This is a genomic window from Streptomyces sp. NPDC006872 (assembly GCF_040635845.1).
Classification (GTDB): domain Bacteria; phylum Actinomycetota; class Actinomycetes; order Streptomycetales; family Streptomycetaceae; genus Streptomyces.
This window is the reverse complement of sequence record NZ_JBEYIL010000002.1, coordinates 918,171-929,646: the sequence shown is the minus strand read 5'-3', so window position 1 is coordinate 929,646 and position 11,476 is coordinate 918,171. Positions and strand designations below refer to the sequence as shown.

General features: G+C 71.3%; 8 protein-coding genes. 5 read left to right on the top strand and 3 right to left on the bottom strand.

Annotation, left to right across the window (positions count from 1 at the left end):
- Positions 1 to 61 precede the first annotated feature (61 nt).
- The 3 genes from ABZ725_RS08935 (at position 62) to ABZ725_RS08925 (ending at position 4,072) form a co-directional block, all read left to right on the top strand.
- Entirely contained in the window at positions 62 to 283 is a 222-nt protein-coding gene (locus ABZ725_RS08935) for a helix-turn-helix transcriptional regulator (RefSeq protein WP_030724363.1), read from the top strand.
- A 314-nt stretch (positions 284 to 597) separates the two neighbouring features.
- Positions 598 to 1,719 carry an alpha/beta fold hydrolase gene (locus tag ABZ725_RS08930; protein ID WP_358802045.1) on the top strand — a complete coding sequence of 374 codons (1,122 nt, stop codon included), beginning with the start codon at positions 598 to 600 and terminating at the stop codon, positions 1,717 to 1,719.
- 1 nt (position 1,720) lies between these two features.
- Entirely contained in the window at positions 1,721 to 4,072 is a 2,352-nt protein-coding gene (locus ABZ725_RS08925; protein WP_358802044.1) for a GMC family oxidoreductase, read from the top strand.
- Between the two features lie 12 nt (positions 4,073 to 4,084).
- Here the strand turns inward: ABZ725_RS08925 and ABZ725_RS08920 are convergent, their stop codons facing one another.
- A complete protein-coding gene (locus ABZ725_RS08920) occupies positions 4,085 to 7,729 on the bottom strand; it encodes a BTAD domain-containing putative transcriptional regulator (RefSeq protein WP_358802043.1) in 3,645 nt (1,214 codons plus the stop codon).
- A 174-nt stretch (positions 7,730 to 7,903) separates the two neighbouring features.
- Here ABZ725_RS08920 and ABZ725_RS08915 point away from each other — a divergent pair, with 174 nt between their 5' ends.
- A complete protein-coding gene (locus tag ABZ725_RS08915; protein WP_358802042.1) occupies positions 7,904 to 8,497 on the top strand; it encodes a hypothetical protein in 594 nt (197 codons plus the stop codon).
- A 337-nt stretch (positions 8,498 to 8,834) separates the two neighbouring features.
- Positions 8,835 to 9,344: a cupin domain-containing protein gene (locus tag ABZ725_RS08910; RefSeq protein ID WP_351912893.1), complete on the top strand. Its 510-nt coding sequence runs from the start codon at positions 8,835 to 8,837 to the stop codon at positions 9,342 to 9,344.
- Between the two features lie 206 nt (positions 9,345 to 9,550).
- Here the strand turns inward: ABZ725_RS08910 and ABZ725_RS08905 are convergent, their stop codons facing one another.
- Entirely contained in the window at positions 9,551 to 10,225 is a 675-nt protein-coding gene (locus ABZ725_RS08905; protein WP_358802041.1) for a response regulator transcription factor, read from the bottom strand.
- Positions 10,222 to 11,454: a sensor histidine kinase gene (locus tag ABZ725_RS08900; RefSeq protein WP_358802040.1), complete on the bottom strand. Its 1,233-nt coding sequence runs from the start codon at positions 11,452 to 11,454 to the stop codon at positions 10,222 to 10,224. The genes ABZ725_RS08905 and ABZ725_RS08900 overlap by 4 nt, the downstream gene beginning before the upstream one ends.
- Positions 11,455 to 11,476: the final 22 nt, after the last annotated feature.

Sequence of the window (11,476 nt, the reverse complement as noted above, 5' to 3'; positions counted from 1 at the left end):
AGGCCGTCGCGCGCGACGTCGAAGCGGCGCAGCTGCAGGCCGAGTTGAACGAGGTGATCTGATGCCGATCGCCGTCGACATCGACGTGATGCTGGCCAGGCGGAAGATGTCCGTGGGCGAGCTCGCGGACCGCGTGGGGATCACGCCCGCCAACCTGGCGGTACTCAAGAACGGCCGCGCCAAGGCGGTGCGCTTCGCGACCCTCGCCGCGCTCTGCGAGGTGCTCGAGTGCCAGCCGGGCGACCTGCTGCGCTGGGAGGCCGAGGACGCCGCAGGCGGATGACGTGCCCCAGGGCGGTCGTGAAAACGCCTGGCACCACCGGCCCGCGACACAGCAGGTGGACCGCATGGACGTGGACCGCATGGACGTGGATCGCCGATCCAGGGCGTGGGACGCGGCCACGGCGTACGCGAACGCACGCAGCCGTGGTGAGGTGCCTTGAAGAGCGACGGCAACCGAGCCTGACCTGGCATCGGCGTCGTGACCTGCCGATTTCAGGTTTTCCGCAGGTACACCGAAGTCGGTAGCGCCACGATGGCCTCTGCCTGGCCGCCGACGCCATCGTGGGACGGCCGACCGACCGAGAGGGGACGATCATGCCTATCCAGCTTATCCAGAAGGGCGCCGCCGTCCCCCGTCACACCACAACCGGCGTTCCCGACGCCCAGGTCACCGTCCACCCCGTCACCACGGACGACGGACTCGGCCTCCAACTGACCCGTTTCCGCCGGGCGGAGTGCGACGACGTCGTCCTCCTCGTACACGGACTGACCGCGTCCAGCGACCTGTTCATCATGCCCGAGCACCGGAACCTGGCGACCTGCCTCCTCGACAACGGTTTCGCGGACGTATGGACGCTCGACATGCGGATGAGCAACCGCTTCCCGTACAACACGGAACCGCACGCACACACCCTCGACGACATCGCCCTGTACGACTACCCGGCCGCGCTCGCCGAACTGCGCCGGCATGTCGGCGAGCGGCGGGTGCACGTCGTGGCGCACTGTCTCGGGTCGATGACCTTCCTCATGAGCCTGTACGCCGGCGCCGTACGGGACGTCACCAGCGTCGTCACCAGCGCGGTCGGTCTGCTGATGCGCGTACCGGCCTGGTCGCGCTGGAAGCTGGCGTACGGCCCCGCGCTCGTCGAGGGCGCGCTCGGGCTGTCCCAGCTCGACCCGCGGAGCGGCGACGCGGCCTGGTTCAGCCGGAGCGGGTTGTTCGCCCGTCTGGTGTCACTGGCGCACCCGGAGTGCGACAACCCGGCCTGCCACATGGTGAGTTTCATGTGGGGCACCGGCTGGCCCGCGCTCTACAGCCACGACAAACTCGACCCCGTCACTCACGACCGCGTCGCGGACCTGCTCGGCCCTGTCGGGCTGGGCTACCACCGGCACATCGGCAGGATCGTACGAGCGGGTCGTGCCGTGAAGTACGACGACGCCGAGCCACGCCACGCGCGCCTCCCGGACGACTACCTCGCGGCGGCGGCCAAGGGCGGCCCACCGGTGCTGTTCCTGACCGGCGAGCACAACCGAGTCTTCGGGGACTCCGTCGTCCAGGAGCACGAGGAGATGTCGCGGGAGACGGCCGACCCCGACCGCTACGAACTGTTCGTCGCCCCCGGCTACGGCTACGTGGACACGATCATCGGCCGGGACGCGCACCGGGACGTGTTCCCGCACCTCCTCGACTTCCTCCACCGAAGGGCTGTGTGAGATGACGGAGTCGCACGCCGAACACGTCGCAACCGTCGTCGTCGGCTCGGGATTCGGTGGGTCCGTGGCCGCGTACCGGCTGGCCGCGGCCGGACAGCAGGTGGTCCTGCTGGAGCGCGGACGCGCCTACCCGCCGGGCGGCTTCGCCCGTTCCCCGGCCGAACTCGGCCGTGCGTTCTGGGACCCGCGGGCAGGCCTGCACGGCCTGTTCGACGTGTGGAGCTTCCGCGCCTTCGACTCCGTCGTCGCCAGCGGACTGGGCGGCGGATCGCTCATCTACGCGAGCGTGCTGCTGCGCAAGGACGAACGCTGGTTCGTCGACGAACAGCCGCTGCCCGGCGGCGGCTACGAGGCCTGGCCCGTCGGCCGCGCCGAACTCGACCCGCACTACGACGAGGTCGAGCGGATGCTCCGCCCGGTCCCGTATCCGCTCGACCGCCCCGGTTACACGGACACGCCCCGGGCGCACGCGATGCGTGAAGCGGCCGAACGGCTGGGCCTGACGGCGCAGCGGCCGCCGCTCGCGATCAGCTTCGCCCCGAAACCGGGCGCCGACCCCGAGCCCGGACTGCCGATGGCCGACACCGACCAGGGCAACCTGCACGGTGTCGGTCGCCGTACCTGCCGGCTGTGCGGTGAGTGCAACCTCGGCTGCAACGACGGTGCCAAGAACAGCCTCGACCACACCTATCTGTCGGCGGCACGGCGGCACGGCGCCGAACTGCGCACCGGGCACGAGGTGCGCGCGGTGCGGGCACTCGCGCGAGGCGGATACGCGGTGGACTACGTCAGACACGGAAGACACGGACCGAATGGCGAAGGGGGAGGGGGAAGGGGTGATCCGGACGGCGGCGGGGACGCGTCCGGATCGCCCCACCCCTCCGGAACGCTCCACACCATCAGCTGCGACCGTCTGGTCCTCGCCGCCGGCACCTACAACACGGTCTCGCTGCTGCTGCGTTCCCGCCGGAACCTGCCCGGTCTGAGCCCGGCGATCGGCAGCCGGTTCTCCACGAACGGCGACCACCTCGCGTTCGTGCTCCGGGCCAGGCAGGGCGACGAGCCCCGGCCGATGCGTCCCAGCCGCGGTCCGGTCATCACCAGCTCCATCCGGCTGCCCGACGAGTTGGACGGCATACCGGGCGCGGGGCGCGGAGGGTACATCCAGGACGCGGGATACCCGGGTTTCGTGGAGTGGCTCGTCGAAGGCGCTCACGCACCGCAGGGAGTCTCCCGGGCGGCCCGCTTCCTGGCCGGGAGGCTGCTCGACCGGATCTCCCGCACCCCGGACCCCAGCCTCTCGGGCGCGTTCGCCGAGCTCCTCGGCGACGGCGCGTTCACCGGTACGTCCCTGCCGCTGCTCGCGATGGGCCGAGATGTGCCGGACGGTGAACTGCGTATGCGTGGCGGCCGGTTGGACAGCAGCTGGACGGTACGGGGCGGCAGCGCGGCCCAGTTCGAGCGGACGCGCACACTCATGCGGCAGATCGCCGGCGCGCTCAGCGGCGGATACGCCGACCATCCGCTCTGGCACCGGGGCCGCGTCCTCACGGTGCACCCGCTCGGCGGCGCCCCCATCGGCCGGCACCCCGGCACCGGGGTGTGCGATCCGTACGGCGAGGTCTTCGGCCACCCGGGCCTGTACGTCGCGGACGGGGCGGCGATGCCCGGCCCAGTGGGCCCCAACCCGGCCCTCACCATCGCGGCCCTGGCCGACCGTATGTGCACCCGTCTGCTGGAGCACCGGCCCGCCACTCCACGGGCGGTCGCGCACCGCACGTACCCCCGCCACACCTCTCTCCAGTTCACGGAGGAACTGCGCGGACGCTACGCACCCGGTGCGGACGGGTCCCGGACCGAACCGTTCGCGTTCCGGCTCACCGTCACGGCCGACGACGTGGACGTCTTCCTCGACGAACCGGACCACGAGGCGCGCGCGGACGGCTGGATCGACAGCCCCTCCTTCGGAGGGCGCCGCCCCGTCCTGCACGGCAGCGTCCGCCTGTTCGCGGACGGCCGCGGCACGATGCGCTACCGGCTCCACTTCACCGACGCCGACGGTCACCCCCGCACCTTCGTCGGCCGCAAGGATCTGGCGCCCGGCGCCCCGGCCCGTCTGTGGACCGACACGACCAGGCTGGCCTTCCGCGTCGTGAACGGACACGTCCACGAACCGGGCGGGACCGACGCCGAAACACTGGGCACGGGGACGGCGAGTCTCGGCGCCACCGATCTCGCCCGCCTGCTCACCACGTTCCGCACAACGGGCCCGCACGGCACCGCGGCACTCACTCGCTTCGGCCACTTCTTCGCCGGCGAACTCTGGAACGCCTACGCCCTGCGGCGCCCCTGAGAAGCTCAGGCCTTAGGCGCCGGGTGTCGTAGCCGTTGTCGGAGGCGGGGTCTGGGCGGCGATTCGGTGGTGTTCGTGCTCAGCCAATTCGGACAGGGCGAGGGTCCCGCAGGTGTCCGCCAGGGCTTTCATCTGTTCCAACTCGGCGAGTGCTTCGGCCCGGCGGCCGGAGGCGGACAGCGCGGTACCGGCGGTCAGCCGGGCCATGGCCTCGTTGAGGGGCATCCGGGCCGCGCGAAACTCGGCAGCGGCCCGGCACGCGGTGGGACCCGCCGCCGGGTTCTGCCGGGCGAGTTGTACCTCTGCGCGGGCCAGCAACGCGAAACCGCGCCGGCCGACCGGCAGGTCGAGCCCCGCGGCAGCGGCTGCTCGGTCGGCCCACATCTCGGCAGCTGTCACGTCGCCCAGGGCCAGTTCCGCGACAGCCAGCAGCCGAAACCACATCGGACGGACCGGGGCTTCGAACCCGAGCAGGTGCGGGCCGCCGCCCGCTTCGAGCACCTTGCTGACACAGCCCTCCGGATCGCCGTTGAGCAGCAGCGTCTGGCCGAGCATCCCGACCATCGCCGACCGGTGCGCGACCGGTGCGGGGCCGGCCGAAGAGAGCGACTCCTCACAGATCTTCAGTGCTCCGACGAAGTCTCCCCGCCACATCAGGACTGCCGCGCTCACCACCTCGGCCAACGAGCGCGGCTCGCCGCTGCCGACGAGTGACGCCGCCTCCAGGGCGTCTTCGGCGTAGGCCGCCGCATCGTCCAGGCGTCCGAGCCACAGGTAGGCATAGGCGGAGGCGGCGAAGAGATCGGCGAGCACGAGGCTCTGGCCGGTGCGGCGGGACACTTCCAGGCCTCGGCGGAGATGGCGCAGTGCGCGGTCGTAGCGTCCGTTGAGCGTCTCCGTCCAGCCCGTCATGACGAGCGTGTCCATCTGCCCGGCCAGTTCCCGGTCGTCGGTGTCGTCGAGCACTTCCACCACGGGGTCGAGGTGGTCGGCCACCCGGGCGTCGCCCGCGAAGGTGTGCGCCAGGGCCAGGAGAGCGCGGACCGCGGTGGTCTGCGGCGGGTCGCCGATACGTTCCGCCGAACGCAACGCGCGTTCGCCCCAATCGATCGCCGTGGAGAAGTCGTTCTTACGAAGCGCCACCACCGCGACCCCCAACTCCAAAGTGGCGGTCTCAGGCTGCAGTTGGCCCTCGTGGTCCGCCAACTCCCGCAGCAGCAGCGCCGTGGCCTCTTCGTACCGGCCGAGCGCCCACTCCATGGTGGCTCGGAGGGCGGTCACCCGGGCCCGTCGGCCCCGGGCCTGCGCGGGCAGTAGCGAGGCGGCCGTGCGCAGGATGTCGCGGCTTTCCAGCAGTCGTCCGGCCATGCCCAGCGCATCGGCCTGCTGGAGCCACAGTTCGGGCCGCATTCGGCTCTGTTCACCGAGCAGTCGCAAGGCTTCCTGTGTCCAATGCGCGGCAGCGGCCGGTGCGATGGTCATCACCTGACGGGCGGCCCGTACAAGGACGTCAACGGCATGTTCGTCTCCTACGCGCGCCGATCGCTGAACGTGCGACGCCTGGGCGGTCAGCGGTGCGCCGTGCAGTGCCAGGCCGTCCGCGGCCCGGGTGTGCGCCTCGATCCGCCAGCCGGCGCCCGCCCCCTGGTACACCGCTGCCCGCACCAGCGGATGGCGGAACCGGAACTGGCGCGTGGAGCCTATCTGGCGTACCAGGTCCCGCTCCGCGACTTCGTCCAGGGCGGCGAGGGCCTGTGCCTCACCGGTTCGCGCCACCACTGCCACCATCTCGGCTTCGAAAGAGTCGCCGAGCACCGCGGCCGCCTGTATGCAGACCCTCGCGGTGGCCGACAGACCTCCCAGCTCCTCCAGCAGCGCGGCACGCACCGGCTGCGGCAGATCGTCGGCCACAGGCACCGAGTCGGCCGGGGCCGCCGGCGGGCCTTCCCTCCCGGCGCTTCGGGTCAGCGCCTCCAGGTAGAACGGGTTGCCGCCGCTGGCCTCGTACAGTCGCTGGAATCGCCAGTGATCCGGCCTGGCCCCGCACAGCTCCGCTCCCTCGGCCGGGGACAGCGGACCCAGCTCGACCCTGGCCACTCTTCCCTCCGCTCCTGCCCGGGCCAGCGCCGCGGCCAGCCGCTGCGGGGCCTGCCGGGGACGGTAGGCGAGGGCGAGCAGCAGCGGTCCCCTTGGCGGGTGCCGTACCAGATGGTCGATCAGCTCGGCTGTACCGTCATCCGTCCACTGCAGGTCGTCCAGGCTGAGCACGAGCCCGCCGTCCATACTCAGCGTCTCCAGCAACGTCCGCACCGCCCGGTGGAACCAGTACCGTTCAACCGTCACCGGATCCGGCCCGGCCGGGAACCGGTCGCAGAGCGCGGGGAAGACCGTACTCAGCAGGGCGAACGCGCCGGGCGATGACCCGTCGTGCCGGAGCCGCAGGAAGTCCACATGGCCGAGGTGGTCGTCCAGGGCGTCCACGAACGCACCGTACGGAGCCTGGTCGAACTCCACGCTGCGGCCGGCCAAGGACACGAAACCGCGCTGTCTCGCGCGCTCGCCCAGTTCGCCGAGCAGCCGTGTCTTTCCGATACCCGGTTCCCCGACCACCTCGACCACCCCCGGCGCACCGGCCAGGGCATCCTCGATCGCGCCGTCGAGAACCGCCAACTCCGCGGCCCGCCCGATCAGGCGGCTCCCCGTGCGGGGCCGCCGCGGTGTCGGTGAAACGGGCAGGGCGCCGCCGTCCGGTGCGGTGGGCACCGGCGGCGGCGTGGGTAACGGGCGCGGCACGAGAGCGGGTACGGCTCCCGGAGCGCGCCCGGCAGCGGGACTGGGCTCTGGGACGGCGGCGGGGCTGACTGTTGGGACCGCGGCGGGACTGAGTGTTGGGACCGCAGCCGGGACGTTCAGTGCGGGGTCGGTGGTGAGGATCTGCTGGTGCAGCTGCCGCAGCGGGAGGCCGGGGTCACAGCCGAGTTCCTCGGCCAACAGCAGCCGGATCTGCTGGTAGTGGTGGAGGGCATCGGCCGGGCGACCACAGCGGTACAGAGCGAGGATGAACTGGCCGGCCAGCCGTTCGTCCAGTGGGTGCATCTCGACCCGGGCGGACAACTCGGCCAACAGTCCTCTGTGCTGACCGCAGCGAAGCCGAACGTCCGTGTGGTCCAGCTCGGCCGCAATCCGTTCTTGGCCGACCACGTCGCGCAGCGCGTTGATCCACGGAGTGTCCAGACCCGCGAAGGGGTTTCCCCGCCAGAGGCCGAGTGCCTGCCCGAACAGGGTTGCGGCCTGCTCGTCCTGCTCGTTGCGGGCGGCCTCGCGGGCCCGTGCGGTGACGTCATGGAAGCGGTGCAGATCCACTGCGGTCGCCTCGACGTCGAGGACATAGCCACCGGATCGCCGGACGATATCCGCCCCCTCGGCGACGGCCAATGCTTGCCGCAGACGGGAGAGGTAGCCGTAGAGCGTGTTCCGGACCCGCTGCGGATGACGGTCGGCCCAGACGCGCTCGACAAGCCGGTCCACCGAAACCACCCGGTTGGCATCCACCAGCAGCACTGCGAGCACACACCGCTGCCGGGCGTGACCCAGATCGACGATGCGGCCGTCCACACGCGCCTCGACGCTGCCGAGCAAAGCGAACTCAACCGTCACCGCACTCCCCCGAGTCTCAAGTCCCCACCCTGGCATAGCACCTTCGACCAGCCGATTCAACGTTTGTCCAAGATTCACCGACGGTCGGCCACGCACCTTGGTCCAGGACAGGAAAGAGCGCGACACACAACCCTCCGCCAGGACTCGAACCACCCGACCAGGGGAGCAAGCAGAATGCAGAGAATCCTTGCCAAGGCAGGCATCACGCTCGGCGCACTCGCGCTGGCAGTCGGAAGCGCCACTGTCATAGCGCCGACCGCCCAGGCGGCCGGGACGTCGACCATCGCACCGACTGCCCAGGCGGCCGGGACGTCGACCATCGCACGCTTCGAGGGCAAGACGATCGACCTGTCCAAGGGTTGGGGCGCTGCCAAGGCCTGCAACGTCCAGCGCGGCGTCATCGAGTGCTTCCGCACCGCCGAAGCGAGCGACACAAGGGCCGCTCAACAGGCCAAGACCGCAAGCCCCAGCGCTGCCCAGGGCTACTGCTCCACCCCGCTACGCCTGTACGAGCACGCCAACTTCAACTCTGCCCCCTTCCCCGCGGGTCGGATCCTGTCGTTCTACGACAGCGGTTACTGGCAGAACCTCGACGTCTACGGCTTCAACGACCAGACCTCTTCCTACAGGACCGGCAGCTGCTACACGTCCTTCGCGGTTGACAACGGTGGCTGGGGAAACCAGGCCGACGTCGGACCGTGGCAGTCCGACGGGTACATGGGAAGCGGCAGCTGGAATGACCTGGTGAGCTCGATCGCGCTCTACTGACCCATGGGCGCCGACCGCAGGAGGGCCGGTTCAGCATGGCGTACCTCCTCAGCCGGGCAGAGACCGCAAGAAGAGGGGGGTGTGCCACGGCTCGCCGACCACGACCACGGGACCTGCAACTGACAACTGACAGCTGACAGCGCACGCTGAGCGCACCATGCCCGTCCTCCCCAGGGAGGACGGGCCACCCGGCTCGCCAAGATGTTCGAGTTCTTCAACGAGCAACCCGCCGACCCGCCCGACATCTCAGCTGCGCGGGAGGTGCACCCGGCCTGATGACGCTGGGAACCTGGCTGCGCAGCACCGGATGGAAACCGAACCCGGGAAACGAGGAGACATGACCGATGGCCTGCTGCTGCCGCCGGGTGGCGGCCGCCGGATCCAGACCATGACCCTGAAAGCGGGTGCCGAACGGTCGACGACCTGGTCGACGTTCGAGGCCGAGGTCGCGCCGGGATTCGATGTCGGAGCGCACCTGCACCACCAGGCCGAGGAGGTGTTCTACGTCCTCGAAGGCGAACTTGACCTCCTCGCCTTCCACCCCACCCCTCAGGCCACGGGCGACTGGCGTTCCTGGGAGTCCGAGACCGGCGCGAAGGTGTTGCGGGGCGGACCCGGGAGCTTCATGTTCGTACCCGCCGGATGCCCTCACGCCTTCTCCAACCCTGGCGCCGAACCCGCCCGGATGCTCTTCCTCGTGTCCCCGGCCGGGCACGAGACCTACCTCCAGGAACTCACCGACCTGCTGAACGCCTCGGGGCCGCCGGACCAAGCCGAGATCGCGGCTCTACGGCTCCGCCACGACATCCACCAACTCACCCCGCTCACCTCACCAGCCGCCGACTGAGGCTGCATAGCTCACCGAACGTCAGCGCAGGTGAACCGGTCGGGGGCCGCGGGTTTCTCCCATGGCCGGCGGAGGACCCCGGTGAGAGGCCGGGCGAGCCGGAACCGGGCGTGGGCAATGATCAGGATGCAACGCCGGCGGTCGCCGATCCCCTACGCCGCAGCCGGGGCGTAGGCCCTCCGGGGCGGGCGCGTACCTGCGTAGGCTCAGCCCTCGGCCCGAGGCACCACCAGACCCGATTCGTAGGCCGCCACCACTGCCTGTGTGCGGTCGCGCAACCCCAGCTTGGCCAGGACACGGCTCACATGTGTCTTCACTGTCTCCTCGCCGACGTGCAGCCGGGCTCCGATCTCCGGGTTGGACAAGCCCCGGGCGACCAGCCTGAGCACCTCCGTCTCGCGGGGGGTGAGTCCGGGCAGCCCCGCCGGCAGCGGCGGGGACTTGGGCCGGTGCCTGGCGAACTCCTCGATGAGCCGCCGCGTCACCGTCGGCGCCAGCAGCGCCTCGCCGGCCGCGACCACGCGTACCGCGTCGAAGAGCCGCTCGGCGGTGACGTCCTTCAGCAGAAAGCCACTGGCTCCCGCGGCCAGCGCGTCGTAGACGTGCTCGTCCAGGTCGAAGGTGGTGAGGATGAGGATGCGCGGTCCGGCGCCGTCCGCGGTGAGGTGCGAGGTCGCCTCGATACCGTCCATACCGGGCATACGGACGTCCATCAGCACCACGTCAGGGCTGTGCTCGGCGCAGACGCGGACCGCCTCGGCGCCGTCGCGGGCCACGGCCACGACCGTGAAGTCCGGCTGGGTGCCGAGGAGTCCGGCGAAGCCGGCCCGTACCACCTCGTGGTCGTCGGCGACGACGATGCGGGTCTGTGCAGGGCTCACCGGGTGTCCTCCGTGGTGGCGGGCAGGGTGGCCTCGACCAGGAAGCCGCCGCCCGGCGCGGGCCCGGAGCGCAGCCGGCCGCCGACGGTCGCGGCACGCTCGCGCATGCCGAGCAGGCCGTGGCCGGAGCAGTCCGAGGCGGGCGTCTCGCGGTCGGGGCCGGGCCCGTTGTCGCGGATACGCAGGTCGAGGGAGTCGCCCGTGTAGTGCAGTTCGACGTCGACGGCGGCGCCGGGGGCGTGCCGACGGGCGTTGGTCAGCGCCTCCTGGACGATGCGGTACGCCGTGAGTTCGATGCCGGGGTCGAGCGGGGCGACCGGGCCGCTCACGATGAGCCGGGTGGAGGCCCGGCCGGCGTCGCGGGCCTCGTCGAGCAGCTCGTTGAGCTGGGTGAGGCCGGGCTGCGGGCGGCGGGGCTCGGCCGGGGTGCCCGCGTCCTCCCGCAACACGCCGAGCAGTCGGCGCATCTCGGTGAGCGCGGCGCGGGCCGTGTCGCCGATGTCCAGCAGCCGTTTGGCACCGGCCTCGGGCAGGTCGGGGGTGGTGAGGCGGGCGGTCTCCGCCTGTACGGAGATCATCGAGATGTGATGCGCGACGACGTCGTGCAGCTCGCGGGCGATCCGGGCCCGCTCGCCGCGCGCGGCATGCTCCAGCAGCGTCTCGGCGATGGCGCGCTCGGTGGCGCTCTGCGCCAGTGCCTCGCTGCGGGCGCGGCGGCCGATCGCCGCGGCGGCCACCGCGGCACCGCACGTGGCCAGCAGGATCGCGGGGATGCGGATGCCCGCGAGGTCGGGATTGCCGAGCGCCGCCGCCACATAGGGCGCCACCAGCAGCAGCGGAAGGAGGCGGGCGCCGGATCGGCCGAGCAGATAGAGGACGAGCAGCTGTGCCCCGGCCCCGCCGAGGGTCAGCGCCTGATAGCCGGTCAGGGCCAGCACGCTCATGCCGGTGACGCCGACGGCTGCCACCACGATGTTGGTGCGCACCAGCGCGAACGGCGTGGTGGTGCCCAGCGCCAGCAGCAGCGCGAGCGGAAGCTCGGTGTGCACGCTGTCCGCGCGGACGATCATCTCGAGCGACGCGAGCAGCGCGAGCACGGACGCGGCCGTCGCGGGGGTCTCGGGGGCGGAGTCCATCGCCATGCCGAACCGGCGTGCCAGACGGCTGCCCGACCGGATGCCCCGGGGCGGCCGCCCGGCCGGGGTCGTGCGCTCAAGTCCCGTGCTCACGACGACCATTGTCGCCGCGTCG

Bases quoted from the DNA above. Each gene is read 5' to 3' on its own strand.
- ABZ725_RS08915 (WP_358802042.1), top strand. From the start codon at position 7,904: ATGCAGAGAATCCTTGCCAAGGCAGGCATCACGCTCGGCGCACTCGCG.
- ABZ725_RS08925 (WP_358802044.1), top strand. From the start codon at position 1,721: ATGACGGAGTCGCACGCCGAACACGTCGCAACCGTCGTCGTCGGCTCG.
- ABZ725_RS08910 (WP_351912893.1), top strand. From the start codon at position 8,835: ATGACCGATGGCCTGCTGCTGCCGCCGGGTGGCGGCCGCCGGATCCAG.
- ABZ725_RS08935 (WP_030724363.1), top strand. From the start codon at position 62: ATGCCGATCGCCGTCGACATCGACGTGATGCTGGCCAGGCGGAAGATG.
- ABZ725_RS08930 (WP_358802045.1), top strand. From the start codon at position 598: ATGCCTATCCAGCTTATCCAGAAGGGCGCCGCCGTCCCCCGTCACACC.